Annotated in this window: 25 protein-coding genes; 9 read left to right on the top strand and 16 right to left on the bottom strand. The window is 66.9% G+C overall.

Annotated elements, in window-relative coordinates:
* Window positions 1-41: 41 nt before the first annotated feature.
* Together gatA and gatC are read right to left on the bottom strand one after the other, a co-directional pair.
* Window positions 42-1,568, bottom strand: coding sequence for an Asp-tRNA(Asn)/Glu-tRNA(Gln) amidotransferase subunit GatA (gatA, locus tag AC3EO7_RS31220; protein WP_431972072.1), 1,527 nt, complete (start codon window positions 1,566-1,568; stop codon window positions 42-44).
* Window positions 1,565-1,864 (bottom strand): Asp-tRNA(Asn)/Glu-tRNA(Gln) amidotransferase subunit GatC, encoded by a 300-nt coding sequence (gene gatC / locus AC3EO7_RS31215; protein WP_431972073.1) that lies wholly within the window; start codon window positions 1,862-1,864, stop codon window positions 1,565-1,567. The genes gatA and gatC overlap by 4 nt, the downstream gene beginning before the upstream one ends.
* Window positions 1,865-2,227: 363 nt before the next feature.
* Here gatC and AC3EO7_RS31210 point away from each other — a divergent pair, with 363 nt between their 5' ends.
* On the top strand, window positions 2,228-2,878 hold the full coding sequence (locus AC3EO7_RS31210; protein WP_068057558.1) for an ACT domain-containing protein: 651 nt from the start codon (window positions 2,228-2,230) through the stop codon (window positions 2,876-2,878).
* 50 nt (window positions 2,879-2,928) lie between these two features.
* Here AC3EO7_RS31210 and AC3EO7_RS31205 read toward each other — a convergent pair whose 3' ends face one another.
* The 3 genes from AC3EO7_RS31205 to AC3EO7_RS31195 all read right to left on the bottom strand — a co-directional run bounded on the left by AC3EO7_RS31205 (window position 2,929) and on the right by AC3EO7_RS31195 (window position 5,176).
* Window positions 2,929-3,435, bottom strand: coding sequence for a GNAT family N-acetyltransferase (locus tag AC3EO7_RS31205; RefSeq protein WP_431972075.1), 507 nt, complete (start codon window positions 3,433-3,435; stop codon window positions 2,929-2,931).
* A gap of 123 nt (window positions 3,436-3,558) precedes the next feature.
* A complete protein-coding gene (locus tag AC3EO7_RS31200) occupies window positions 3,559-3,903 on the bottom strand; it encodes a hypothetical protein (RefSeq protein ID WP_431972076.1) in 345 nt (114 codons plus the stop codon).
* A gap of 28 nt (window positions 3,904-3,931) precedes the next feature.
* Window positions 3,932-5,176, bottom strand: coding sequence for an AAA family ATPase (locus tag AC3EO7_RS31195; RefSeq protein ID WP_431972077.1), 1,245 nt, complete (start codon window positions 5,174-5,176; stop codon window positions 3,932-3,934).
* A gap of 160 nt (window positions 5,177-5,336) precedes the next feature.
* On the opposite strand from AC3EO7_RS31195, the gene AC3EO7_RS31190 reads away from it, so the two are divergent.
* Window positions 5,337-5,690 carry a hypothetical protein gene (locus AC3EO7_RS31190; RefSeq protein WP_431972078.1) on the top strand — a complete coding sequence of 118 codons (354 nt, stop codon included), beginning with the start codon at window positions 5,337-5,339 and terminating at the stop codon, window positions 5,688-5,690.
* Window positions 5,691-5,807: 117 nt separating this feature from the next.
* On the opposite strand, the gene AC3EO7_RS31185 is transcribed toward AC3EO7_RS31190, so the two are convergent.
* From AC3EO7_RS31185 to AC3EO7_RS31155, 7 genes are all read right to left on the bottom strand, one after another.
* Window positions 5,808-6,875 carry an S-adenosylmethionine:tRNA ribosyltransferase-isomerase gene (locus tag AC3EO7_RS31185; RefSeq protein ID WP_431972106.1) on the bottom strand — a complete coding sequence of 356 codons (1,068 nt, stop codon included), beginning with the start codon at window positions 6,873-6,875 and terminating at the stop codon, window positions 5,808-5,810.
* 118 nt (window positions 6,876-6,993) lie between these two features.
* A complete protein-coding gene (locus tag AC3EO7_RS31180) occupies window positions 6,994-7,686 on the bottom strand; it encodes an SDR family NAD(P)-dependent oxidoreductase (protein WP_435593168.1) in 693 nt (230 codons plus the stop codon).
* 101 nt (window positions 7,687-7,787) lie between these two features.
* Window positions 7,788-9,902 (bottom strand): NAD-dependent DNA ligase LigA, encoded by a 2,115-nt coding sequence (gene ligA, locus AC3EO7_RS31175; RefSeq protein WP_431972080.1) that lies wholly within the window; start codon window positions 9,900-9,902, stop codon window positions 7,788-7,790.
* Between the two features lie 70 nt (window positions 9,903-9,972).
* Window positions 9,973-11,031 carry a methionine synthase gene (locus AC3EO7_RS31170; protein WP_431972107.1) on the bottom strand — a complete coding sequence of 353 codons (1,059 nt, stop codon included), beginning with the start codon at window positions 11,029-11,031 and terminating at the stop codon, window positions 9,973-9,975.
* Window positions 11,032-11,285: 254 nt separating this feature from the next.
* The gene (gene mnmA / locus AC3EO7_RS31165) at window positions 11,286-12,401 is read right to left on the bottom strand and encodes a tRNA 2-thiouridine(34) synthase MnmA (RefSeq protein WP_431972081.1); all 1,116 of its coding nucleotides are present in this window, start codon (window positions 12,399-12,401) and stop codon (window positions 11,286-11,288) included.
* Window positions 12,401-13,630 (bottom strand): cysteine desulfurase family protein, encoded by a 1,230-nt coding sequence (locus AC3EO7_RS31160; RefSeq protein ID WP_435593167.1) that lies wholly within the window; start codon window positions 13,628-13,630, stop codon window positions 12,401-12,403. The genes mnmA and AC3EO7_RS31160 overlap by 1 nt, the downstream gene beginning before the upstream one ends.
* 825 nt (window positions 13,631-14,455) lie before the next feature.
* A complete protein-coding gene (locus tag AC3EO7_RS31155) occupies window positions 14,456-15,451 on the bottom strand; it encodes an AraC family transcriptional regulator (protein ID WP_435593166.1) in 996 nt (331 codons plus the stop codon).
* A 144-nt stretch (window positions 15,452-15,595) separates the two neighbouring features.
* On the opposite strand from AC3EO7_RS31155, the gene AC3EO7_RS31150 reads away from it, so the two are divergent.
* From AC3EO7_RS31150 to AC3EO7_RS31130, 5 genes are all read left to right on the top strand, one after another.
* Window positions 15,596-16,648: a saccharopine dehydrogenase family protein gene (locus AC3EO7_RS31150; protein WP_435593165.1), complete on the top strand. Its 1,053-nt coding sequence runs from the start codon at window positions 15,596-15,598 to the stop codon at window positions 16,646-16,648.
* A 459-nt stretch (window positions 16,649-17,107) separates the two neighbouring features.
* On the top strand, window positions 17,108-17,446 hold the full coding sequence (locus AC3EO7_RS31145) for an ESX-1 secretion-associated protein (RefSeq protein WP_435593164.1): 339 nt from the start codon (window positions 17,108-17,110) through the stop codon (window positions 17,444-17,446).
* Window positions 17,443-17,742 (top strand): WXG100 family type VII secretion target, encoded by a 300-nt coding sequence (locus AC3EO7_RS31140; protein WP_435593163.1) that lies wholly within the window; start codon window positions 17,443-17,445, stop codon window positions 17,740-17,742. The genes AC3EO7_RS31145 and AC3EO7_RS31140 overlap by 4 nt, the downstream gene beginning before the upstream one ends.
* A gap of 1 nt (window position 17,743) precedes the next feature.
* Window positions 17,744-19,030, top strand: a complete 1,287-nt coding sequence (locus tag AC3EO7_RS31135) for a hypothetical protein (RefSeq protein ID WP_435593162.1) — start codon at window positions 17,744-17,746, stop codon at window positions 19,028-19,030.
* 1 nt (window position 19,031) lies between these two features.
* On the top strand, window positions 19,032-19,487 hold the full coding sequence (locus AC3EO7_RS31130; RefSeq protein WP_431972086.1) for a hypothetical protein: 456 nt from the start codon (window positions 19,032-19,034) through the stop codon (window positions 19,485-19,487).
* Here AC3EO7_RS31130 and AC3EO7_RS31125 read toward each other — a convergent pair.
* The 3 genes from AC3EO7_RS31125 to AC3EO7_RS31115 form a co-directional block, all read right to left on the bottom strand.
* On the bottom strand, window positions 19,479-19,706 hold the full coding sequence (locus tag AC3EO7_RS31125) for an HAD family hydrolase (RefSeq protein WP_435593161.1): 228 nt from the start codon (window positions 19,704-19,706) through the stop codon (window positions 19,479-19,481). The genes AC3EO7_RS31130 and AC3EO7_RS31125 overlap by 9 nt on opposite strands.
* A 323-nt stretch (window positions 19,707-20,029) precedes the next feature.
* On the bottom strand, window positions 20,030-20,512 hold the full coding sequence (locus AC3EO7_RS31120) for an RHS repeat-associated core domain-containing protein (RefSeq protein WP_435593160.1): 483 nt from the start codon (window positions 20,510-20,512) through the stop codon (window positions 20,030-20,032).
* Window positions 20,513-21,695: 1,183 nt separating this feature from the next.
* Entirely contained in the window at window positions 21,696-22,235 is a 540-nt protein-coding gene (locus AC3EO7_RS31115; protein ID WP_435593172.1) for an ATP-grasp domain-containing protein, read from the bottom strand.
* A 638-nt stretch (window positions 22,236-22,873) separates the two neighbouring features.
* Here AC3EO7_RS31115 and AC3EO7_RS31110 point away from each other — a divergent pair.
* On the top strand, window positions 22,874-23,887 hold the full coding sequence (locus AC3EO7_RS31110) for a hypothetical protein (RefSeq protein WP_435593159.1): 1,014 nt from the start codon (window positions 22,874-22,876) through the stop codon (window positions 23,885-23,887).
* Complete coding sequence (locus AC3EO7_RS31105) at window positions 23,880-25,340, top strand: hypothetical protein (RefSeq protein WP_435593158.1); 1,461 nt, start codon at window positions 23,880-23,882, stop codon at window positions 25,338-25,340. Before AC3EO7_RS31110 ends, AC3EO7_RS31105 begins: the two co-directional genes overlap by 8 nt.
* 1,050 nt (window positions 25,341-26,390) lie before the next feature.
* Here AC3EO7_RS31105 and AC3EO7_RS31100 read toward each other — a convergent pair.
* Window positions 26,391-26,750 carry an MmcQ/YjbR family DNA-binding protein gene (locus AC3EO7_RS31100; protein WP_431972084.1) on the bottom strand — a complete coding sequence of 120 codons (360 nt, stop codon included), beginning with the start codon at window positions 26,748-26,750 and terminating at the stop codon, window positions 26,391-26,393.
* Window positions 26,751-26,804 lie beyond the last annotated feature (54 nt).

Here is a 26,804-nt window from a genome sequence, read left to right as displayed (position 1 = left end):
CCCCCCCCCCCCCCCCCCCCTCGCCGTTGTCCGGTCTACCGTCAGGCGACGGGTCCGCGGGCGGCCTCGTAGGCCGCGCCCACCCGGTACAGCCGATCGTCGGCCAACGCGGGGGCCATGATCTGCAGACCCACCGGCATGCCGTCGTCCTTGCTCAGCCCCGACGGCACCGACATGGCCGGGTGCCCGGCCAGGTTGGTGGGCAGCGTGCACAGGTCCGACAGGTACATGGCCAGCGGGTCGTCGACCTTCTCGCCCAGCTTCCACGGGGTGAACGGGCTCGTCGGCGAGACCAGAACGTCGACCTGCTCGTAGGCGGCGTCGAAGTCGCGCGCGATCAGCGTGCGGACCTTGAGCGCCTGACCGTAGTAGGCGTCGTAGTAGCCCGCCGAGAGGGCGTAGGTGCCGATCATGATGCGGCGCTTGACCTCGGGGCCGAAGCCCGCCGCGCGGGTCATCGCCATGACCTGCTCGGCGCTGTGCGTGCCGTCGTCGCCGACGCGCAGGCCGTAGCGCATGGCGTCGAAGCGCGCCAGGTTCGACGACACCTCGGACGGCATCACCAGGTAGTAGGACGGCAGGCCGTATTCGAAGTGCGGGCACGACACCTCGACCACCTCGGCGCCCAGCTCCTTCAGCACGCCGACCGCGGCGTCGAAGGAGGCGAGCACGCCGGGCTGGTAGCTGTCGGAGTGCAGTTCCTTGACCACGCCGATCTTCACGCCGCGCAGATCGCCCGCGGCGCCCGCGCGCGCGGCGGCCACCACCGGCGGCACCGGGACGTCGCGCGAGGTCGAGTCCCTGGGGTCGTATCCGGCGATCACCTCGTGCAGCAGCGCGGTGTCGAGCACCGTGCGGCCACACGGCCCGCCCTGATCCAGCGAGGACGCGCAGGCGACCAGGCCGAAGCGCGAGACCGTGCCGTAGGTCGGCTTGGTGCCGACGGTCGCGGTCACCGCGGCGGGCTGCCGGATCGAGCCGCCGGTGTCGGTGCCGATGGCCAGCGGCGCCTGGTGCGAGGCCAGCGCGGCCGCCGAGCCGCCGCCGGAACCACCCGGGATCCTGGTGGTGTCCCAGGGGTTGCGGGTCGGGCCGTACGCGGAGTTCTCGGTCGACGAGCCCATCGCGAACTCGTCCATGTTGGTCTTGCCGAGGATCGGGATACCAGCCGCGCGCAGCTTGCCGGTCAGCGTCGCGTCGTACGGCGACATCCAGCCCTCGAGGATCTTCGAGGCACAGGTGGTCGGCATGTCCGTGGTGGTGAAGACGTCCTTGAGCGCCAACGGAACTCCGGCCAGCGGCGAGGCCGGAGCTTGCCCCTCGGCCAGCGCCGTGTCCACCGCGGCCGCGGCAGCGAGCGCCTGCTCGCCCGCGACGTGCAGGAACGCGTTGATCTCGCCGTCCACCTCGGCGATCCGATCCAGGTGCGCCTGGGTGACCTCGGCCGAGGACACCTCGCGGGCGTGGATCTTCGCGGCCAGTTCGGCCGCGCTGAGGGTGGTCAGCTCTGGCCCACCCGTCTCCCGGCCCCCGCCCCTCACGGAATCGCCCTGCGATGCTGTACTCATTCGCCCTCTCCCAGAATCTGCGGCACCATGAAGCGCTGCTCGTCGACCGCGGGCGCGGCCGCCAACGCCTCGTGCGGCGTCAGGCCGGGCACGAGCTCGTCGGCGCGGGTCACGTTGGTCGCCGGATTCGGCGAGGACGTGGCCGGGACGTCGGCGGCGGCGACCTCGGAGATGGTCCGCACGTGGCTCAGGATCGAATCCAGCTGACCGGCGAACTGATCCAGTTCGGCGTCGGACAGCGCGAGCCGGGACAGCCGGGCGAGGTGTGCGACCTCGTCGCGGGAGATGGCGGGCACCGCGGAACCCCTTTCGGCATGGTTGTGCATGGGTGGCCGTGCACGACGACCGCGCTTGCGCTCGGCTCACATCGTGCACGGAAGATGTTAGTCCGCGACCGGGATCGCTCCGCCCACCCGGTCACCGCCGGGCAGCGGTGGACACATCGACAGTACGCCGGGCCACTCACCGCCCGTCCGACCGCACGAACTCCGACGACACACCGTCAGATCTAGCCCGACACGCCGTGATGGCGCGAAACCGCCACGTGGCGTTCGTCACTGACCCCTCCTCGAGTCGATAACGGGCCGTCAGGGGTGTAAGTATTGCGTCATCCGGGTATCCGACCACCAGGCTCGGCCGGCCAGAGGAAAGGAACGCGCGTGTCTTACCTGCTTCGCGTGCAACTTCCGGATCGCCCGGGAAGCCTCGGCGCACTCGCGCTCGCATTGGGTTCCGTCGGCGCCGACATCCTCTCGCTGGATGTCGTGGAACGCGGGGCAGGCTTCGCCGTGGATGATCTCGTCGTGGAAGTTCCACCCAACGCACTACCCGACACCCTCATCACCGCCGCGGAATCGATCGGCGACGTGCACGTGGACTCCATCCGCCCCTATTCGGGCGTGCTGGACACCCACCGCGAGCTCGAGCTCATCGACCAGGTGGCCAGCGCCCGCGACGACCGGCTGCAAGTGCTCGTCGACGGCGTGCCGCGGGTGCTGCGGGTCGGCTGGAGCACTGTGATCGACCTGGGCCCGCACGGCGCCTACCGGGTGGTCGGGAGCCAGAGCGCGCCGCAGACGCAGGCCGGTTCGGCGCCGTGGATGCCGCTGGAGAAGCCCTCGGTGCTCGACCCCGAGGCCGACTGGGTGCCGCAGATCTGGCGCGATATGGACACCAAGCTGGCCGCCGCGCCGCTGGGCAACACCGGCAAGGTGCTGCTGCTCGGCAGGCCGGGCGGGCCGGACTTCCGTCCGTCGGAGGTGGCGCGGCTCGGCTACCTGGCGGGCATCGTCGCGACCGTTCTCGGCTGAACCGGGACCATCCCGGGCGGGCTTGGCGCGCAGGCCGACTCGCGCGGCGGTCAGTAGGAAGACAGGGGCAAGCGCAACACGGTGAGCAGTTCGCCCGCCGGCGTCGTCCAATCCCGTTCCGGCACGGCGACGAAACCGAAGCGGTCGTAGATGCGGCGGGCGTCGACCATCGCGGGCATGGTGGTCAGCGCCACCGCTTCGCACGATTCCGCGGCCGCCATTTCGATCACGGTGCGCACCAGAGCCGTTCCGGCACCGAGGCCGCGCGCCCGCTTCGCGACCGCGAGCATGCGGAACTCCAGCTCACCGGGCCGGGCGATCTCCGCGTAGGGCATGCCGTAGCGGGCGACGGTGAGCGAGCCGACCACCCGATCGTCGTGCACCGCGACCAAGACCTGGGCCGCGGCCGCCCTGCGCACGGTGTCGGCGAGCTCGGCGGCGTACGGGCTGCCCGGCGGGACATAGCCCTCGCTCACGTAGACGTCGACGGTCAGCTCGCCGATCGCGGCGTACTCCTCCGGAGTCGCCGTCCGGATGACCATCTCGCACACGCTCATGCCTGCGCCTCGCTGACGCTCGGCTCCGGCATGCGCGAAGCGCGCTGGCACATGATTCGCTCACTCCGTTCGCTCACACCGGCATCCTGCCACCGGCGCGGGCGACCTTGACATCCGACCAGTTCAGAAACCCAGGCCGGGACGGCCGCCAGGGTGAGCTATCTGCCACCGGTCCGGCTTGCCCTGCGGGTAGACCACCGGGATGTAATCGCCGATCGCGGGCCACTGGCTCACGTCCCAGACGAAGCGGCCGTACACCACGGTCTCCGGCACCGAGGGGCCGAACAGATTGCCGGTGATTGTGACGAACTGCTCACCCTCGGCGTCCGGGAGCGGGCTCACGCCCGTGACGTACAGCGTGCCGGACTCCGGTTCGGCGGGCTGGAAGCCCTGCCGCCCCCGGCGATAGGCCACCAGCAGCGCCACGAGCGTGGTGACCATGATCACCAGCATTGCGAATTCCAGCATGTCCCCATCGTATGGCGGACGTGTCCGCTCAGAGCGCGGCGAGTTCGCTGGCTCCGCGCTCGGTGCGGCGGACCTGCCAGACCGCCGTGCGGGTGCGCTGCGAACGCCCGTTGCCCCGATCGATCAGCGAGCGGTTGTCGGTGGTGAAGACCAGTTGGGCGCCGTTGGCATTGGTCTCCGGATTCTGGAACAGCTGGATCAGCCGGTCGGCCTGCTCGGCGGGCAACTGCGCGCCGATGTCGTCGACCGCGAGCACCCGTCCGTTGTCGAGCGCGTCCAGCATGGTCGGCAGCAGCCGGAGCAGCGAGAGCGTCGCGGCGGATTCGTCGGTGATGTCGAACGGGGCGTCGATGCCCGCGTGGACCAAGCTCAGGCCGACGCCGCGCCGGGCCACCATGCGGGTGTAGAGCGCGTCGCGGGCGGCGCGCAGATTCGTCAGCTCCCGCTCCAGCATCAGCGGGGTGATCCCGTTGTCGCGCAGCAGGCGGTCGGCGTGGCCGGGCGAGGTGGCGCACAGCTCGGCCTGTTCGGCGGCGCCCTCGATGTCGGCGTCGAGTTCGCGGAGATAGTCGGCGTAGAGCGGATCGTCATCGGCGATCAGCAGATCGGTGATACCCAGCTCAGCGGCGCGCAGCAACAGCAGCAGCCGAGCCGCGTTGTCCGGGGAACGCGAGATGTGGCTGCCCAGCCGGTGCGCCACCGCGTCCGGCTCGACCGCGCCGCGCTGCACCTCGAGCATCGAGGAGAACCAGCGGTACGCGGGCACCAGCGCCTCGGCGTACATCTGCCCGGCGAGGCTGAGCAGCAACGCGTTCGGGCGCACCAGCGGCATCAGCGCGGCAATGCCGTAGCGCGCGGCCTCGAACATGGGACCGATCTTGATCTGTTCGCCGTTGCGCTCGAACACGATTCGCTTGCGCGAGCGCGGATGGCTGTGCAACCACTCGGCCGTCACCTCGGCGTTGTCCAGCTGGAAGCCGTAGGTGAACGGGCAGCCCTCCGCGACGAACCCCACGACGAACTCGGTCGGCCGATCCGGAAAACCCAAGTGCGGCGCGCGAACCGGGCCCGCGTACGGATCCCAGCCGGTGACCGAGTGCAGCACCGCGTCGCGCATGTGCCCGAGCGCATCGATCAGGCTCGTCTTCCCCGCCGCCGTCCCACCGTGCACCGCGGTCACCGGGACCGCCACCGGCCCGCTCCCCTTGGTCAGCCGCAACTCCTGGCGGTCGGCCAGCGATCTGTGGTTGGTCACCTGAAAACTCCGCAGCATGCCGCCATACTTCCGTCTCGCCCGCCGCGAGGCGACACCAACCCTCCGTCCGGCCCCGGCGGACGCGGGGACAGCGGGAGCGATCGGGGTTAGCATGCTGGCGCTAGCTCCTGTTGGGGGCGTGGCTGTCCGAACGTCTCCGAATGGATGAGGTCCAGCGATGACACGTACGCTTCGTCGGCTCGTGATCCGAGGCTCGGTGATCGGCGCGATCGCCGCCGGTGCGGTGGTCGCGCTGCCGCAGACGGCGGTCGCCGAGGCGCCGTGCCCGGATGGCACCGCGCGGGTGTTTCTCAACGACGCCACCAACGTGTGCCAGAGCGGCAGCGCGACTTACACCGCTCGACCGGCGGTGAGCAAGGTGTGTTCGACGGGAGGCACCTCGGTCGTGGTGGAGACCACCGGTCCGCGCCGGATCAACCGGCGGCATATCGAACTCGAACCAGGCGGGTACTGCGCGCGCCTCGAAATCGAGGGCCAGGAAAGCGCCACCGTGCAGGTCCAGCCCGCCTGATCGACACCGCTTCCGAACTCGGCAAGTACCGCGTCTCCGATCCGATGCGCGATAGGAGCGGTGGGAGACCTGGGCGCCATGGGAGACCTGATGCGCCGCAGTGCCGGTCACGCCCCGCTAGCCGCCGCCGCGCCACAGCAGCGCGCTGTCGCCGAACTCGTGCCATAAGTAGCCGGTGTCGAGCGCTTCCCCGTACGCGCGGCGCACGGTGGAGTCCCCGGCGACCGCGACCAGCAGGTCCAGGTGCGACGCGCCGGGCGCGTGCCAGCCGGTGATCAGCCCGTCGACCACCCGGACGGGACGACCCGCGCCGAGGACGAGCTCGGTCCACCCGTTCTCGGGGCGCACCCGCCCGTCCGTGTCGGCAGCGGATTCGAGCGCCCTGGTGACCGTGGTACCGACCGCGACGACCCGGCCGTTCGCGGCTCTGGTGTCGTTCACCAGACGTGCCGTGGCCGCGGGCACGGCGAAGCGCTCCGGGCACGGCGGTTCCCCGGCTTCCGGTGAGGAGACGCCCGTGTGCAAGGTGATCGGAGCGAGGGCGATCCCGGAGCTGACCAGGTCCAGCACCACGTCGTGCGTGAACGGCCGTGCGGCGCTGGGCATTTCCGCGCTGCCAGGGATCCGTCCGAACACCGTCGTGTAGTACGAGGGCGACCAGCGGCGCGGCACGTAGGAGTAGGTGATCGGTCGTCCGTGCTCGTTCATGAGAACTCGCGGATCCATGGTGACGTCGGCGATCCACAGCCTGCGCGCTCCCGGCAGCCACGGCTCGCGCAGTGTCGCGCGTGCGCCGTCCGGCAGCTCGATCACGGTGCCCGCCCGCAGTTCCCGGCTCGGCAGCGGGGTGCGCTCGCGGGTCCGCGCCTCGACCACCCAGCCACCGTCGTCCAGCCAGGTGGCGAAGTGCAGGGTGATCGGCAGGTCCGCGATGGCGGCGTCGACGGCGGCGGAGGTGGTCGCCGAATTGTTCACCACCACCAGATCGCCCGGGCGCAGGTAGCGCGGCAGCTCACGGAATCGCGCGTGGGTCGGCCGATCTCCGGCGACCAGCAGCCGGACGTCGTCCCGCGCTGTGCCGCGCGTCTCCGGCGGGGCCTCGGCGTTGTAGCGGTCGGGCAGTTCGAAGGACCGCGCCCATCCCGCGGAACCCGTTCCGGCCCCGGCATTTCCGTGTTTCGACAGCGGACGGTGCCGCGATGCGCCCCGCGCGGGCGCGGTCGATGCTTCGCTGCTCACGCCTGCACCTCGCCAGCGCTCGGCTCCGGCGTGCGCGACGCTCGCTGGAACATGATTCGCTCCCTCATCGCGCCACCGCGAAATCCGCCGCGGTGTAGCGGCCGTTCTTCGGACGTTCGTCGAGCAACCGCAGCAGTGCGGGCACGACGCTGTCCGGCTCGGGCCGATCGGAGATGTCCTCGCCGGGGAACGCGGCTTGGTGCATCTCGGTGCGCATATCGCCCGGATCGAAGGAGTAGACGGCCAGCTCCGGGTGCTCGGCCGCGAGGACCGCGGTGAGCTGGTCCAGCGCCGCTTTGGCCGAACCGTACCCGCCCCACCCCGGATACGGTTCCACGGCGGCGTCGGAACTGATGTCGACCACGACACCGCCGAGATCGAGCAGCGGCAGCACCGCCTGGAGAATCGCCAGCGGCGCCACCACATTCGTGCGATAGACGGCCTCGAGCTCGTCGAGCGGATAGTCGGCCAACCGGGGCTGCGGACTCGGTCCGAGCCTGCTGGCATTGTTCACCACGAGGTCGAGCGGTCCTGCACCCGCGGCGATTTCGGCCAGCCGGGCGCGGTGCGCGGGATCGGTGACGTCTCCGGTGACGGCGATGAACGCGGCGCCCAGCTCGGCGCGGACCCGGTCGAGCCGGTCGCCACGACGAGCGGTGCCGATCACTCGCCAGCCGCGCCCGGCCAGCGCGCGCGAGAGTGCGAGGCCGAGCCCGGCGGATGCGCCGGTGATCAGGGCGGTGGGACGGTGAGTCATGACGGTCTCCTGACAGTTGCCTACCAGACCGATCGTCGTACCTGAAGCAAGGTTCAGGTCAAGTGCCGTTTCCCACCGCGTGAAATCACAAGCCGCGGCGGCTATTCCTCGACGACTTCTTCGGCGTCGGACGCCGTGGGGGCCACCGCCTCCGGCCCGCGCTCCAGCAGCAGCCGGAATCCGTCCTCGTCCAGGATCGGCACGCCGAGTTCCTCGGCCTTGGCCGCCTTCGACCCCGGCGCCTCGCCGATCACCACGAACGCCGTCTTCTTGGAGACCGAGCCCGCCGCCTTGCCGCCGCGGATCAGGATGGCCTCCTTCGCGCCGTCGCGGGAAAAACCTTGCAGCGAACCGGTGACGACGATCGACAGGCCCTCCAGCGTGCGTTCGATGGACTCGTCGCGCTCGTCCTCCATCCGCACGCCTGCCGCGCGCCACTTGTCCACGATCGCGCGGTGCCAGTCGACGGTGAACCACTCGGCCGCCGCGGCGGCGATGGTCGGGCCGACGCCGTCGGCGGCGCCCAGCTCCTCGGCGGTGGCCGACTCGATCCGCGCCATGCTGCCGAATTCGGCGGCCAGCGCCCTGGCTGCGGTGGGGCCGACATGCCGGATGGACAGGCCGACCAGCACCCGCCACAGCGGACGGTCCTTGGCGGAGTCGAGGTTGTCGAGCAGCCGTTTGCCGTTCGCGGAGAGGCTGCCGTTCTTGTTGGCGAACAGCGAGGTGGTGAGCAAGCGAGGCTCGTCGAGGTCGAACAGGTCGCCCTCGTCGGTGATCGCGCCGGACTTCAGCAGGTCGATGGCCGCTTCGTAGCCGAGCGCTTCGATGTCGAAGGCATTGCGGCTGGCCACGTGGTACACCCGCTCTCGCAGCTGCGCGGGGCAGGAACGCTGGTTCGGGCAGCGGATGTCGGCGTCGCCCTCCTTCTCCGGAGCCAGCTCGGTGCCGCACTCGGGACAGTGCGTCGGCATGACGAACTCGCGTTCCTCGCCGGTGCGCGCGTCCACCACCGGGCCGAGGACCTCGGGGATCACGTCGCCCGCCTTGCGGATGGTGACCGTGTCGCCGATCAGCACACCCTTGCGCTTGACCTCGGAGGCGTTGTGCAGCGTCGCCATGGCGACGGTCGACCCCGCGATGGACACCGGCTCCATCACCGCGAACGGGGTGACCCGCCCGGTGCGGCCCACGTTGACCTCGATGTTGCGCAGCTTGGTCGTGGCTTCCTCGGGCGGGTACTTGTAGGCGATCGCCCAGCGCGGCGCCCGCGAGGTCGAACCGAGGCGGCGTTGCAGCGACATCTCGTCGACCTTGATGACCTGACCGTCGATCTCGTGCTCGATGTCGTGGCGGTGTTCACCCCAGTAGGCCACCCGCTCGATCACCGCTTCCACGCCTTGCACCCGCCTGGTGTGCTCGGAGACCGGCAGCTTCCATGCCGCCAGCGCGCGGTACGCGTCGTGTTGCGAGGCCGGGGTGTAGCCCTCGATGCGGCCGAAGCCGTGACAGATCATCCGCAGCCGCCTGCGCGCGGTGACCGACGGGTCCTTCTGCCGCAGCGAGCCTGCCGCGGTGTTGCGCGGATTCGCGTACGGCGGCTTGCCCTCGGCGACGATGGACGCGTTGAGTGTCTCGAAATCCTCCAGCCGCATGTAGACCTCGCCGCGCACCTCGAGCAGGTCCGGTACGGGGAACTCGTCGGAGGCGGCGAGTTCGGTCGGGATATCGTCGATGGTGCGCGCGTTCAGGGTGACGTCCTCACCGGTGCGGCCGTCGCCGCGGGTCGCGGCGCGCACCAGCCTGCCCTTCTCGTAGACCAGGTTGAGCGCGACGCCGTCGATCTTCACCTCGCACAGGTAGTGCAGGTTCGGACCGGTCTCGGCCTCCACCCGCGCAGCCCAGGCGCGTAGCTCGTCGTAGCTGAAGACGTTGTCCAGCGAGAGCATCCGCTCCAGATGGTCGACCGCGGTGAAATCGGTCGCGAAGCCGCCGCCGACCAGCTGGGTCGGCGAATCGGGGGTCAGCAGATCAGGGTGTTCTTCTTCCATGGCCTGCAGCCGCCGCAGCAGCTCGTCGAACTCCCCGTCGGAGATGATCGGCGCGTCACGCACGTAGTAGCGGAACTGGTGCTCGCGCACCTCGTCCGCGAGCTGCTGCCACTGCACCCGCTGCTCTGCCGTCGCCGGAACCACCGCACTGTCGCTGTCACTCACGAGAGGCACAGTAGTCGAGCGCACCGACACATTCCCGCACGTCGACGCCCTGTCGCCCGGTCGGGACCGGTCAGGAGAAGGTCAGCGACTCCGGGTCCTCGGCGTAGGCGCGAGCCACCTCGTTCGCCAGGCTCAGCGCGCGCCGCGCCCAGGACAGCGGCGCGCCCGCCAGCCCGCACGCCGGAGCGACGAGCACGCTGTCCGCGAGCGCGGTGCGCGGAAAACCGAGGCGATCGATGAGCCGGACGCCGGGTTCCGCGATCTCCCGCCAGGTCACCGGTGTCGGTGCCGCTGTGCTCTTGGTCGCCTGCGCTGCGGTCCTGATCGCGGGGTCGGTGGTCGGCACAAGCCCGAGCACCAGCCGCTTCCCCGCATCGAGCGTCTCGCCGATGCTGTCGAGATCGCGGGTGCCGATCGTCGCGACGTCGAAGCCGACCGCGGCGGCCGCGCTGCGGCGCATGAAGCCCAGCGCGGGCGGTGCGGCGCAACTGTGCACCAGCACCGGGGCCGATTGCGCCTCGACGACGCCGTCGAACACCGCGAGCGCCTCGGGCTCCGGCATCGCGCGCACGGTGTCCAGCACGCTGACACCGCGCAGCGAACCGTTCAGCACGTCGGTCAGCGACGGCTCGTCGAGTTGCAGCACGACCCGCGCGCCGAGCCGTTTGCCCACCTCGGCTACGTGCTGGGCGAGACCCTCCGCGAGGGATTCCGAAAGATCCCGCAGCGCACCGGAATCGGTGAGCGCGCGGTGTCCGCCGGGCAGCTCGACCTCGGCGGCCAGCGTGAGCGGACCGGTGGCCTGAACCTTGACGACGCGTCCGGTGCCCGCCGAACCCGATGTCTCCCAAGCCTCTTCGAGCGCGTCCAGGTCGGCGCGCAGCAGATCGCGAGCGCGGCGGGAGACCGCGCCGGGGCGCGACGCCAGCCGATAGCCGCGGGTACTGGTGTCGAAGCGCATGTCCACCAGCAGGGCCGAAACGCGGCCGATCATGTCCGCGCCGAGACCACGGCCCGGGAGCTCGGGCAGGTGGGTCAGCTCGGCCAGCTCGCCGAGCACGGTGTTCGCGGCCTCGCGCGGATCGCCGCCCGGCCACGACCCCACGGCCGTCGCGATGCCGCCGGACAGCGGGTCGGCGTCGCTCCGATCGGCGGAAGCCGCAGCGTTAGTTCCGGTTTCGCTCACCACGTCCTACCCATGTCGATGTATGCTTGTCCGCCGCCGCGGTACACCGGTGGCTCGACGCCAGACGCCCGGATCCGTCGTGTCCCGCCCGGCCGCGGCATCGTGACACTAGCGCGTATCGAAGCCCGGGCGATCACGGCGTGCGGGTCGGGGTGGCGGCGTGTACGCCAGCACGGCAGCCCGTCGTCCGGTCGGCGTTACCGCGCCTCGACCGCCGCGTCGTCCACGGAGTGCTCCTCGCGCGAGGTGTCGCTGATGGTGCCGCTGCCGATGACCTCGTCGCCGAGCGCGTCCGGCCGGTACAGCACGACGGCCTGCCCACGGGCGACGCCGGTCAGTGGTTCGCGCAGCCGCACCTCGAGGCCGCCGTCCACCGCCTCGGCGATCGCGGGCGCGGTGCCGCCGTGCGCGCGCACCTGCGCGACGCACTCGATCGGGCCGTCCGGCGCCGAGCCCGAGGTCCAGATCGCGCGCTCGGCCCGCACCGTCCAGACCCGCAGGTCCTCGGCCGAGCCGACGCGCACGGTGCCGGACACGGGGTCGATGTCGGTGACGTAGCGCGGCTTGCCGTCGGCCCCCGGGCCCGCCAATCCGAGGCCTTTGCGCTGGCCGATGGTGAAGCCGTGCACACCCTCGTGCTCGGCGAGCACCGTGCCTTCGGCGTCCACTACGGCGCCGGGGCGGATGCCGATCTTGGCGCCGAGGAAGGCGCGCGTGTCACCGGAGGGGATGAAGCAGATGTCGTGGCTGTCCGGCTTGTTCGCCACCGCGAGTCCACGCTCGGCGGCCTCGGCCCTGATCTGCGGCTTCGGGGTGTCGCCGACCGGGAACATGGCGCGCGACAGCTGCTCGGCGGTGAGCACGGCAAGCACGTAGGACTGGTCCTTGTCCGCGTCCACCGCGCGGCGCAGCACGCCGTCCTCGAGCCGGGCGTAGTGACCGGTGACGACGGCGTCGAAGCCGAGCGCCACCGCGCGGTCGGCCAGCGCCGAGAACTTGATCTTCTCATTGCAGCGCAGGCACGGGTTGGGCGTCTCGCCCGCCGCGTAGGCCGCCACGAAGTCGTCGATCACGTCTTCCTTGAAGCGGTCCGCGAAATCCCAGACGTAGAAGGGGATTCCGAGCACGTCGGCGGCGCGGCGCGCGTCGCCCGCGTCCTCCTTCGAGCAGCAACCGCGCGAACCGGTGCGCAGCGTGCCCGGGGTAGCCGAGAGCGCCAGATGCACGCCGACCACCTCGTGCCCGGCGTCGACGGCGCGCGCCGCCGCGACGGCGGAGTCGACACCACCGCTCATCGCCGCGAGTACCCGCATCACACACCACCTTTCGCACCGGCAAGACCAGCGGCCCTGGCCCGCTCCACCACTTGGGGCAAGACATCGAGGAGGGCGTCCACGTCGGCGCGGGTCGACGTGTGTCCCAACGAGAATCGCAACGAACCCCGCGCCACCCATGGCTCGACGCCCATGGCGATCAGCACGTGACTCGGCGTGGCCACGCCCGCGTTGCAGGCGGAGCCGGTCGAGCATTCGATCCCAGCGGCGTCCAGCAGCATCAGCAGCGAATCACCCTCGCAGCCGGGGAACGTGAAGTGCGCGTTGCCGGGCAGACGCCGCGCGCCTGCCGGGCCGTTCAACACGGCCTCCGGCACGGCTCCGGTCACGCCCGCGATGAGCGCGTCCCGCAGCGCGGCCAATTCGGCAGTGCGCGTGGGCAGTTCGGTGACGGTGACGTCCAGCGCGGTGGCCAGGCCGACCGCGGCCGCGGTGTCCGAGGTGCCGGAGCGCAGGTCGCGCTCGTGGCCGCCGCCGTGCAGCAGCGGCACGCACGCCACCTGCCTGCCGAGCAGCAGCACGCCGACACCGTGCGGTCCACCGACCTTGTGCCCGGCGAAGCTGGCCGCGGACAGGCCGCTCGCGGCGAAGTCGATCGGCAGCTGGGCCGCGGCCTGGATCGCGTCGCTGTGCATGGGGACGCCGAATTCCTGTGCCACCGCGGCTAATTCGGCGATCGGCTGGATGGCGCCGACCTCGTTGTTGGCCCACATGACGGTGACGAGGGCGACCTCGTCGGGATGCTCGGCCAGCGCCGCTCGCAGCATGCGCGGCGACACCACGCCGTCGGCGTCCACCGGCAGCCACGTCGCGTGCGCGCCCTCGTGCTGCTCCAGCCACTCCACCGCGTCGATGACCGCGTGATGCTCGATCGAGCTTGCAATGATCCTGGTGCGGCGCGGCTCGGCGTCCCTGCGCGCCCAGTAGATGCCCTTGACCGCCAGATTGTCGCTCTCGGTGCCGCCGGAGGTGAAGATCACCTCGGACGGCCGGGCGCCCAGATTCGCGGCGATCGACTCACGCGCCTCCTCGAGCGACCGGCGCGCGGCGCGCCCCGATCCGTGCACCGACGAGGCGTTCCCCGGCCGTGCCATGGCAGCCGTCATCGCCTCGATCGCGGCAGGCAGCATCGGTGTGGTGGCCGCATGATCGAGGTAGACCGTCTGGGGCGCAGCACCGGTGACCGGACCCGAAAAAGCCGACTTCATGACCGATAAAGCCTATACCACCGTTGACCTGGGCATTTTCGGGGGTCTCCCCCTCCTTCTACGATTTTTCTACGATTTGCACGCGATTCACAACAGTGCAGGCACCACCGACATTCCCGGATCCACGCGCCCGGTAGGAGACTTGGCGCCAGGCATACTGTGGCCTGGACCGCCATCGTCCGGGGCTCGGGACAGATGGGCCTGCCTCGGGCCGGGAGCGGCCCGGCTGGAGCCAGCTGGCTGGGTTCGTCCTGTCCCTCCAGGGAGGAGGGGAACGGTGCCCGTCGCTCCTCTCGCCACGCAACGCGACATACCAGCGGGATCCACCCAAGGGGGCCGCGCATATGTGTCCAGTGCCCCACCGGGCACCCTGGGCCCCGTGCGATGCCGCCCTGGATTCGGGGCCGTCCGAATGGCCAGCATCACCATCAGAACGGTGAGAAGCGTTATCGCCTGTATCCGTCACCTCTCGAGGTGGTTCGAAGTCGCCAGCCCAGGACTCCGTGCCACCACCCCATCATTCGGGAGGCGCCAGCCGCTGCCCGCCGACCGGCGCTCAGCACGCGAGCTGGTGCTGTCATCCCCACGCTTGCTCGCTGACGTGTTGAACAAGGTCGCGGACAAACTCGACAGCGGCCACCTGCCCAACACCAGCGCCAACAGCCTCGTCCTCAACGCTGTGGTACGGATCAAGACTGGCCGCACCGCCACGCCTGACCGTCAGCGTGCCGGCTGTCCGGTCCGAGTGAACTTTCCGAACGGGCGGCTGCCGACGTGGTCTGCGAAAGGTTGGTGTGGCGTTTCCTGGGTGCCGGGTGTTCGGGTCTATTTTTCGGATTCGACGGCGCGTGTGACCGCGCGAGCCGCGAAGCCGGTCGATCGTCCTGCGTTCCGATCCGGTGGTTGAACTGGCGGGTTCTTCCTTCGGAATTGACCTGGTGGCTGGCCGAACTCGTTTTTGAACGCGTGGGCGAACGCGAATTCGGATGCATAACCGGAGTCTCGGGCGATGACCGTCAGCGGGGTATCGGTGTCGCGCAGTTGCCGAGCCGCGAGGGTCATGCGCCACCAAGTGAGGTAGGCGATGGGTGGCCGGCCGATGAGATCGGTGAATCGGCGGGCGAGGCCAGCTCGGGAAATCCCGGCGTGCGCGGCGAGTTCGGCGACGGTCCAGCCGTGCCCGGGCGAGCCGTGGATCGCCGAGAGCGCCGCGGCAATGGCTGGGTCGTGTAACGCGGCCGACCAACCGGTGTCGGTTTGTCGGTCGAGCCAGCCGCGCAGGATGTGTAGCAGTAGCGCGTCGAGCAGCGAACGGAGCATGGCATCGTGACCGGGCCGGTCGGCGGCGAGTTCGCTGTCGAGGAGATCGATGATCGCCCCGACCGGGGTATGGCGAGTTTCCGGGGCGGGCAGATGGATGACCTCGGGCAGATCAGCGAGCATCGGATGTGACCGGCTTCGATCGAGAAGGTAGGCACCACACAGCAGCACGGTCTCCGGTCGCGGTGCGGATGCGGGGTCCGGTCGGGACGGTCGCGGGTTCACCCGGCGCAGCGATGCAGCAGCAGGACGTAGTGGCGTGGCCGGATCGTCGGCCAGCCCGTGGGTGCATCCTCCCGGGAGCAGGACGATGTCGCCCGGCCGCAGCGCGATCGGATCGGCGGCGGGGGGCAGAAACCAGCAGGTGCCTGACAGGACCACATGGAATCCCGCGGCATCGAAGGCGGGAAACTGCCAGCCGAACGGCGCATGGTGGCTGACCCGGCCCGAATGAGGCTCGCCGATCCGCATCGCGGCCACCACGTCAGAAAGAGGATCCACCTCATCGAAACTATCAAATCAAGACTTGATCGAGACTAATTCGTATAGATCTTGGATTCTGACGCATTGAACGTCGCGGATGGTTGGCTTTAGGTTCGAATCGCTGCTGATCATGCAGCGAAATCGTAAGCCACAGGAGTTGACATGCTCATCACCGTCTACGGCGCCACCGGCTATCAGGGCAAGCTCACCCTTGCCGAGTTGTCCCGCCATGGCGTAGAGGTCCGGCTCGTCGGTCGAGATCACACACGGCTGGAATCCGCAGCCGCCCAGGCCGGAATTCCCGACGCCGATCGCCGGGTGGCCGGTCTCGACGACCGCGCCGCTCTCGTCGCCGCTTTAGCGGGTAGCGATGTCGTCATCAACTGCGCGGGACCATTCACCACCTCCGGCGCGGCGATGGTCGATGCGGCGATCGCCGCGGGCGCCCACTACGTCGACACCGCGGGCGAGCAACAGTATGTGAAGGACGTTTTCGATTCCTTCGGCGGCGACGCCGAGCGTGCGGGTGTCACCGTCGTGCCGGCAGTCAACGACGGCTGCCTGCCGGGCGACCTGCTCGCGCACCTGATCGCCGAGCAGACCGGGCCACTGGCGGAGATCACCGTCAGCCACTTCATCACCGGTGCTGCCGGTCTCTCACGCGGATCGCTGCGCTCGGCGGCGGCGACGATGGACGCGATGCGCTCAGGCGGGCTGACCTATGACGACGGTGCCTGGCGCAGCGGGATCCCGGCCCGGCGCGAGAGAATCACGTTGCCCGACGGCGAGTCCGTCGCGATGGCGGCGCTGCCGACGTGCGAGGTAGTCACCATCCCCCGACATGTGCAGGTCGAGCATGTCGAAAGCCTGCTGGAGGCAACCTTGAAGGCCAGCCTCGAAACACCCATCACGCCGGAACTGATCGCAGGGCTTCCCGCGGGCCCGACCGAGCACGACCGCGCCGGGCAGCAATTCACCTACCTGCTCGACGCCGTGGACCACCAGGGGCAGCAGACACGGGGAGTCATCCGAGGCCGAGACACCTACGGAACCACCGCCGTCGCCGTGGTCGAAGCAGCCCGGCGATTGGCGGCAGGCGACACTGCCGCCGGAGTCCGCACCCCGGCGCAAGCATTCGATCCCGCCGACTTCCTCGACACCCTCTCCCGCCACGACCTCAGCTGGACCATCGAGGCGACCCTGACAGTGAAATGACACAGATGTCATGTCCTCAGCCGAACTCGAGCTGTCGGCGGCGGCGTGGGCTGGGTGTGAAGTAGGGCCGTTCGCTGACCGACCACGGACGCGGTGTCGGCTGCTGGCGCAGTTCGGTCCGTTCCGGCCAGGGAGCTGGCTCAACAGCGTGCCGAGGTAATCCGTGGGTGCGGGATCCGAGCGGACGTAATCCTGGTGGAACTGCTCGAGTCGGCCGCTGAGATCGCTTGGTAGAGCGGGTTTCATTCTCTGGCCACCCGTGCGGAACGGGTTCGATTCCCGACAGCTCCGCTCGGAATTGCCCTCGTGACCGACGAAATCCGTTGGCCACGAATCTAACCTGGGAGTTATCCTGGGGCGGCCCACGACATCGACAGCAAACTGGGGCACCTCTGCCCCACCGCTGCCGCCGCCCTTGTTGGGGGATATCCCAAGCTTTGGTCGGTTAGGATTCGGGCTATGAGTGATGGGGGAGCATCAGCCTCAGGGCAGAACCTCTCAGTGGTTCCCGAAAAGGTGCGCGAGGTCGGCAAGTACGTTTACGAACTCGCCGAGGCGCTGCGCACGGCGTTGGATTCCGCTGCTAAGGAGGTCAGTTCGCTGACCGACGGCGGTTGGACCGGTACCTACGCCACAGAGTTCAGCAACGGCTGGACCGATGTCCACGACGGTGGCACCCAGATCATGTCCGCACTGACGGAGATGGCGGAGAAGCTCGGCGTCACCGCCGACAGCTATAAGGCACGTGACGAGAGCAACGCCGCACCGTTGAACACCTCGAGTTTGGATTTGCCATGAGCTCGCAGTTTTCGGTCGATCTGGACCACCTCGACGAAATCGTCACCAAGCTGTCCGCACTCGCAGGGTTCATCGGTGAACATCTCGATGAGATCGACGACCGAGTCGCCACCTTGACCGGCACCGGTTGGGAAAGCATTGCCGCGCAAGCATATGCGGAGGCGCACCGTGAATGGGTCACCGGTGCACGCGAGTTCGTCGAAGGCGTCCGCGACATGAGCGACGCTGCGCGCAAAGCTCACGGACGGTACAGCGGTGCCATCGATCTCGTACACAGAATGATGACAGGGGGATGACATGGGCGACGACTTGGCTACCGACTGGACAATCTATTACGAGGCCGCCAAGCAATGCCACGAACTCGCCGCCGATCTCCGTACCGCCGACAAGCCACTCCACGACGCCCTAAAAGGCGAGTGCGGGGGGATGGCCGGTAATGCACCTGGCTGCGAGGTATGGGGAAAAACTTACGACACCAAGGCACACGAAACTCTGCAGACCTGCACGAACCTCGCTGACGCACTCACAAACTTCGGGTACATGCTCTACGCAACCGGCTACGCGTATGGCAAAGCAAACAACGGGCGGCCACCCCGACCCACGGTCCAAGCGATGTCCGAGCACAAGGTTTCTTTCCCTACCTCGGTCGGAGCCAACGGCGACGGCATAAGTCAGGATGGCGGCAGTAAAGAGTTCTACGACGAGCTGCTCAAAGAAATACAGAAGGAATTCGGCAAGCTACCCAACGGGGACAAAGACAAACTCGGCATTGCATCCGAGAAGTGGAAGGCATTCTCTGAGCATACAGCTGTCACCGGGGCCGCCGGTCGAATCAATACCATCATCGGGTTGTTCGACAGTGTCAAAGACAAGAAGAATCTGGATCCCATCTTGGGACACCTGGGGACCCTCAGCAGCGGCGCCAACTACATAGCCACTGCATCAACAAACATGGCCCTGCCCGTTGCGGAGTACCACACAGGCACCGTGGATCTCAGAAACGGTATCAAATCGGCGATCTCGAACGCCGCGTGGGCAGCTGGAGCCATTGTCGTCACCGGGATCCTGCTCACCGCGTTCACCGCAGCCCTGAGCGACGTTGCCGCGGCCGGGGGCGTCATCGTAGTAGTTGGAAACACAGTACGCACCATCAAATCCGTCTACGACGGCATCAAAATCTGGCGTGTCCTAGCTGCTGCAGCAGCTGCGGCCGGCGGAGCGGCAGTTATCGCCAACTTCGACAAAGTGCCCTCTGCAACCGACATCGGCTTGGCTGCAATTATCTCGATGAAAGTGTTCATTGACGAAGCTCTCGACGACGAGATCGACGAGGACGACCCTGCCTACAATTTCGAAGGTACCGGATATTCCCTCGAGGAACTCGCAGAATTCGCACGCGGGCACGCCGGTGACGACAACCCAGCGATGGGTCGCCCAACCATCAGGGAAATAGAAGAAGCATTACGTAAGGGCACAACTTCGCCAGGTTCTGGAAACTCGGTGCGCTATGATTACAATGGAGTCAGAGTAATTATCAATCGTGATGTACCCCTCAAGTCTACTACCTACTACCCGAGCCGGTGATATGAACGAGAAGTTGATCGAAGGTATACGCTCAAACTTTTCTGAGGCAGAATTGAACGAGCTAGAAGAGTGTCGCCATAAGATAAATGACACACGATCGTTCGGCACATTGGATCTGCTGACCAGCTGGGCTCTGCACGTCGACAAGATCGACAAGGATCGAGCTCGAACAGCGAACGACCCGAGCGTTTGGGGAGGCTATGACCTGGTCGGCGCACTATCGATACGAGATTTCTTGTCCGGCTGCATCGACCGTCTTTCCGAACCCCTCCGTAAAAAGGTTGCTGCCGTCGCGGATGGATACGACGAACAGTTCCGGGCAGTTACGAAGTTCGATGAGAATCGGTCGATCGAACGATTCACCGACTCCGGCCTGGAAGCCGCGCCATGGTGGTGGCATCGAATTCCCAATTCAGGCCCGTTACTTGTGGAGCTGATTGGTTCGGAATCAGGGTAGCGCCGCCCCCGCCACGACCACCGGCACGACCGCGGTAGCGATATCGTTCGGCGCGTCGCCGATGATGATGGTTCGTGCAGGATCGATCGGGTGCCCGTACTTTGCTTGAAACCGGTCGGCGACGAACGCGGGCAGATCGAACCGGTCCCGCGCATCGGAGCCGAAAGCGCCGATATCCAGATCCAGATGTGAGTCCAGGCCCGCAACCGTAAGTGCCATCGCCTCTGGAGTCACCAGCGAAGCGGCTGAAGAGGGATTCAGCCGGTACGCCGACGTACTGATGGATGTCATGGCGTACGGTGCGGCGGAACTTGCCCGCGACCAGGCCGCGTATCCGGGTGCTGCTAACACAATCACCGCCTTGGCAGAACATGGATATGTTCAGACCGCACTCACGGGAAACTTGCGGGTTTCGGCTGAGTTCAAACAGTGGGGTTGGTGGCGGTCGGCGCACAGGACCTGGTGACCTATTCGAGTTCAGTCGTCCTGGCCACCGAGAAAGCGGCTTCAGCCGGTGAGGGTGCAGCGGCGAGAATCAGCGATCAGGCAGCGATCAGGCTACCCTTGCCCCCCTTGGGGCTTTCGCCGGTGAGGTCGAGGGTGTTGATGGGGTCGCCGTTGACGTAGTCGTAGTTGTTGGCCGATGCTCCGGAGATGGGGTCTACCTGCAGGAACCGACCGAGGATGGGTAGGTAGGTGCGGGCTCCCATTTCGAGAGCTTGTTGGCTGGCGACGTGTTCGATGGGGATGGTGTATTGGCCGAGCCATCCGAAGTCCATGCTGCCTTCGGCGGTGGCCGGTATCGGGATGTCACCAATGACGCCGGTAACGGGGTCGATGTTTTGACCATACGGGTCGTAGAGGTGAATGGTGCCCGTGCGGGTGGCGGCGCCGTCAGTGGTGAACAATGAAAAATCCCAAGCCACAGAGAACTTGGGATCGATGGAATCGTGGCCGCTACTCAGGAACAGAGGTAGGCCCGACCCGGCCAACACCGCAGTCGAACCATCGCCCGACAAAGCCACCGATCCTTGCTGGCATCAAGGGCTCAACAGAGAAAGAGGCAGGTGGCGAGCAGCGTCGAACACGTTGCAGCGTCGTGATTCCGAAGCTTTCCGAGACATGGGCGACGCAATAGCGCTGGAAAAGCGGTGCTGCTCCATGCCGCCGGAATTCCGCGCAGATTATGTCGAGCTGAATGTTCCTTTAGAAATCGACAGCCGAGCCGCAACCGTTGTTTCTCAATGTTTTCGAAACCGTGCCGGTGTCGCCGAGACGCGCCGCAGTCACGTGCGCGGACTCCTCGCCCGCTACGCGACCGGGGTCGGCGTGTGGTCCGCGTGTTCTACGGACGCTCTTCCACGAACAGATCGAGTGGGTCGCGGCCGAGAAGAAAGGAAGCCATGATCAAGTCGCAGAGGGTGGGATGGTCGCAGGCTATGCGCTCGGCGACCTCTCGGACCTAGACGTTCGATCACGATATCGAGCGACTCGACATCGAACCTATCAGCGAACGATATGGTCTCACTGCTTTGTTCCACGATCACACCTCCCCTTCTGCTTTTCCCCGAGACACGCGATCGAGATACGAAGTGTTCGGCGCCCGGCACCTCACCCTTGACCACGTCGATCGCACCAGCCGCTTGCCGCAACCGGATACTCAAGGACTGTATCAACCGGTTCCGAAAGGCTTTGCGGCGATGCAACTCTCAGGCATCATAGCGTCGAGTACAGGCCAATCAACGGCACGATTAAGGGCAGGACCAGTGGAGCGACCTGATAAGCCGACTCCAAGAGATCCAGGACGATGTGAGCTTCGATTCGCCTCCTGTCGTTCCATCGATGGCCCCGCCCACGGTTCGCGTGAACCGGGAGCGGGCACAACGCCTCGATTCACGCTGCGCCTGTGCCCGCGCTGGGATCCGTGGGAGACAACGGAGAATCCAGGGGGGTTGCGGCAAGCTCTGTCCCGGGTGTCAGTGGACATCGAGCGGGTTTCCGGGCGTGCCGCATGCTCGAGACAAAACGACCAGTTCGGGCGCCAGGCGCGAAACAATCGTGACCTCGAATACCCCGGGACGTATTCGAGGTCACGATGTGGCTGGTGCGAGTGCTTCGAGAGGGAGCGAATTTCGGATCTTTCGTAGCTCCGGGCGCAGCTCTAGCGCTGCACAGATTCTCACCTATCGACGAACCGCTTGTCAACGCCTACTCCGAAAAACGTTTGAATATGCTGTTCAAGAGAGCTATTCGGAGCACTGCGGCGTCCCTCGTCACGCGTCCGCGCGGGCGAGGGCCTCGGCCTCCCATCGCGGCGATGAAGTCGGCGACGTTCGAACCATAGATCCCGCAGCTGTTCACGCCGCCGAGCTCGACGAGGCGGAGTACGCCGTCGGGACCGACGCCGACATCGACGGTGACCATGGTGGAGCCGTGAGTCAGCAGGCGCGCCGCCGCGGTCTCCGCGAAGCCACGTACATGGTCGGGGACGGGAAGGTACGGCTCGAGCGGATAGGAGCTGCCGCAGAAGAAGCGGCCGTTGCGGCAGAAGCAGCGGTACTCGCGCTCGAAGGTCACGACCTCGGACACGACGACGAGCTCGTTCCGATACTCGTCGTAGGACTGGAGCCAGCGATCCAGCTCCGCGATCGCATGAACGCCCGCGGGGAACAGCTTGTAGTTCGTGTCGCTCCGGACGAAGACCTGGAAGCGTCCGACACCCGGACCCCTAGGCTGCCATACCGGCAGACTTCGACTTGGCGCGCCGAGGCCGCATCAGCCACCCTGTCGGTAGTTCAACCAGCCCCAGGACGCCATCGACCGGCGCTTACTTCCGCGCGAAAACGTTGGGTAAGAGTTGGGTTGAGCCAAGAACGCTCGAGACGGCCTCCCGGGAGCGCGCAGTCCAGCTTCTCGCTAGACGCGAGCGTCGGCACTGCTTCCGACAGTTCAGGCTGGACAGCGAGGACGCCGGTGCCGGTGCCACCGAACTCGACAGCGTCAACACCCTCGCCTCCGCGATCCTCAGCCCTGTCTCCGGAGCACAGAGGCTGCCCGACGGTTGATGTGGCTCGGTTCGCTGATGAAAGTATCGACAGCTCAGGGGTTCGGGCTTGGTGGTGGTGGGGTCGCTCGGATCGGGGCGGGAGTGTAGTCGGGGTTCTATTGTTGCGGCGGTGGGTATCTCGATTCGTTCGTAGGGGCATGCCCGGCGGGGGTCGGCCCTGCGAGGGCGAGCCGTGGAGCGGACCGGCAAAGGCACTCGGTGAGTCAACCCCGGGGGGGGTGCCGCCCTGGGTGGATCGGAGTGTGCATTCCGTCCAATCTGTCACATGTGGTCGATATTCTCCGTACGTAGTTGAGCCGCAATGGTCTTGGAGGGTGCGATGGTAGAACAGCTCGACGTAGGCAACGCCAAGCTCAACGTAGGCAACGCCAAGGAGGGCATCGGCAGGACCGTCGAGGGTATCGGCAAGGCGGCGCGAACCGCTTCATCGCAGTTCGCCGGGCAGGCCGGCAACGTCAAGGACGCTGCCAGAGGCAGGGTCGAGAAGCTGACTGCGAAAGGGCCGGACCCCTACGAAGTGGCCGTAGCGGAATACAACGGCGTCTTCACGGCGATGGCCGACAGGGGCCTGTCTCTGTTGCGTCAGCGCGAACGTTCGACGGACCTGATCGAGCTGGTCGAGCAGTTGGTGAACAGCATCGCCAACACCCCGAAGTCATTCGATACCGACTTCGACGAGATCGAGGTACATCGGAAACGGTTCCTGAACGCGGAGGATTTCGCTCAGAAAGAGCTGGAAGCGGCGCGGTTGTCGGCTGCCGGCGCCAGCGCCGGGTTCGCGGCGGGCACCGCGGTAGCGGGCCTGGCACCGTCGGCGGCGATGTGGGTCGCCACCACCTTCGGGACAGCGTCGACCGGCACCGCGATCTCGACCCTTTCCGGGGCGGCAGCCAGCCAGGCAGCACTGGCGTGGCTCGGTGGCGGCGCGCTGGCCGCCGGTGGCGGCGGCACTGCGGCAGGCACCACACTGCTCGCGCTTGCCGGCCCGATCGGCTGGACAATCGCGGGCGCAACCCTACTCGCGTCGATCGCCCTGTTCGCGAAGAAGAAGTTCGAGAATCGAGAGGCGAAGCACCAAGCGCTGACTGCGATAAAGCACAACACCGCCCTCGTCGAAGGCCTGGATGCTCAGATCGACGACCTCCTCCAGCGGACGACCTTGCTCCGCGAAGGGCTGGTAAAGAGTTACGGCGAAGCCTTGGTGCACTTCCGCGCCGATTTCCACGCGCTCGCCCCTGCCGAGCGGTCGACACTCGCTACGTTGGTGAACAACACGAAGTCGTGCGCGACCATGCTGAGCATGCGCATCGAACAGGATGCCGATAGTGAGTGACGCTGCCGAGTTCGTCACGGGCACCCAGGAGCAGGCAGTTGCTTCCTGGGTGAGCTATCTCAACCAGCTCCGCATAGACAACCTTCTGAGCGCGCTCAGCCAGCAGGACGCGCACCTTCGGGACGCGCTCACCAGCGTCGATGAAGCCGTCAGGAAGATCAACCTCGAGGTGGTCGCCGCCAACCGCGGCGGACAGCATGGCATGCACGGCTTCATCGCCGAGATCGCCGAGGTCGGGATCGGCAACGCCCGAAAGCAGATCCTCGGCCACGAGGCCGTCTACCAGTTGGTCAACGACAACGGACCCGTCGACCTGATGCGCGGAAGTATCGAGATCCAGCAGAAATTCGTCGCAGCGGGTGGCCGCTTCTCACTGGGCGCGATCGCCGAGCACCTCCACAAGTATCCCGAATACGTGCGCAACGGTGGGAAATACCAGATCCCCCGTGATCACTTCGAGGTGATCCAGCGGCTACATGCCTTGTCGCCTGAGGAAGCGAGCAAGCTACTGTCACGCAGCAGCGACGGACCTTCCCTCAGAGACTGGCAGCGGGTCCAGGCGTTCTTCCAAGACGGATCGGTCGGCTTCGAATCGCTTGAACCCTCGACGCTCGAGTACAACGAAGTGCAGCGCGATGTCTACACCTCGACCATGGCGGCCGAAAAGGGCTCGCTCCACGCCACGGACCGGTCCCTGCGCGACTATGCCTACCAGCGCAGCCTTCCGACGCTGCGAGAAGGAGGCACGGCCGCACTCACGGCCGCCGCGACTGCGGGCGGGACCGCGTTCGTACTGGCCGTGCTCGCCAAGCGTCGGGAAGGCAAGCGGCTCAGCGATTTCAGCGAGCGCGACTGGATCGACCTCGCAGGCGAGACCGGCTCAGGTTTCGGCAAGGGCGGCGTCCGAGGACTGAGCATCTACGCGCTCACAAATTTCACCGCGACCTCCGCAGCCGTCGCCAGCTCGATCGTCACCACATCCTTCAGCATCGCAGAACAAGCGAACAAGCTCCGCCGGAACCAGATCGACGAACTCGAGTTCATCGAGAAGTCCGAACTCATCGCCTTGCAGGCCGCAGTACGCGCGCTGGCCTCTTGCGTCGGCCAGGCGACCATCCCTATCCCGGTCCTCGGCGCCGTCATCGGCACCACGGTCGGCACTGTGATGTACAGGGCCGTCGCATCGTCGTTGACGAAGCGAGAGGCAGCGCTGATCCAGCGTTACCTCGACGAGCAGCGCACGCTCGACGAGCAACTCGCCGCGGAGTACCAGGCCATACTGGAAAAGCTGGACCAGAGCATGTCGGACTATCTCGGGCTGCTCGAACGAGCCTTCTCGCCTGACGTGCAGGTCGCGCTCGTCGGATCGGTCGAGCTGGCGGCGGAACTCGGCGTAGCTTCGGACGAGATCCTGGATTCCGATGAGAAGGTCGACGCCTACTTCCTCGATTAGCGAGAGGGAGGCCACAGCCGACGCGGCAACCTATCCCTCAACTTGCGTCTGCCATTTTGCTATGGAATCCATGGCAGCCCAACTGGGCCGCGGCCGATCGGGTCTGACTGGATGCGAGATCGGTGACGCCTACGATCAAGCATTCCCGCATGAGCACACGGCGCGATACTACCGCGACCCGACAGCGGCTGGAAGGAAGTCGCCGACACCTGCCTCGACTTTGTCCGCAGTGCTGAACGCTCCAGCGGGACCCTGACGGACACTGAAGGTTCCCCGCTTTCTTGGAGGGGGCCCTCCAGCAATGCGGGGCGGGAGAACCTCAGGTGAGGCTGTTCCGTCAGTTGCATCGGCGGGACCCGCGTCGGCACGAGCGGAGGTTCGGCCGCGGGAATCTACAGCCTCGGGTGTCCACCATGGTTTGTCATAACTGACTGGACGTTGCTCACCCCGTCGGCGGTCCCCATCTTCGACCCGGCGACAGAAGCGTCTCGACGAACTGCCCGCCTGTTCAGAGCCGCAGTCCCACCCGGTTCGTCGGTTGCCCGACGGCACGTTTCTACGATTTTTCTACGATTTTCAGGCGGGACAGCACGGGCAGCTGTGGGAACGAGAGGAGATCATCGGGTGCCAGAAACAGTCATCTAACTGCATGAACAGGGAAGGCATGGGAAACGTTGGGCGACGTCGGGGACCTGCGGAAACGCTGTGCCGACTTCATGACCGATAAAGCCTATACCACCGCTGACCTGGGCATTTTTCGGGTACACCCCTGCTTTCTACGATTTACCCAGGATCCTCAACGCATGTATCACCAACCGGTATTCCTGGATCGGCGGTTCAGAGGCCAGGAATCCGCTCGAAACGACCGGCGCCGAGGGGTTCGCGCCTTCCGCGCTTGCGCGGCGGGCAAGGACTCCAGGGTTCGTCGTCGAAGCTCACCGACGTCGTCCAGCCATACCGCCATCGGCGGTAGGACCGGATCGCGGTCAGAGCACCCGCGTGGCGTTCATGTACTGCGACGTCGACGACCGGATTTGCGGAGTCCGAGCCTCAGACCCACCCGTGGGGATCAGCGAGATCGTAAGCGCGGGAAAGTTTCTTGGGAACGACCATGCGCCATGCATCGACGACGAGTTCACGGGCCTCGGTCGGGTCCAGGGCCGCGAGGTCGGACTCGATCCAGTTGAAGCGCATGTCCGATGCCGATGGCATCTGAAACTTGTGCGGCTCGCTCGCGATGAGCGCCGCTCGCTCCTCCCTGGGGAACGCGAAGCCCATCACGGTCTCGTCGAGGGAGAACGCCACGTAGACGATTTGCTTGACGCGGAACTTCAGCCTGCCACGTACATAGACCTGGTACGAGCGTTCCAGCTCGGCCCCCAGTGGGCTGACGTCTTCGATCACCGCCATGGTCGGACTCCTTCGGTTCCGCGTGAATGCGCCCTCAGGTACTGGTGCCCGCCA

This window comes from Nocardia sp. bgisy118, from assembly GCF_057708605.1.
The sequence above is the reverse complement of the archived record's forward strand: the minus strand, read 5'-3'. Positions and strand labels throughout refer to the sequence as shown.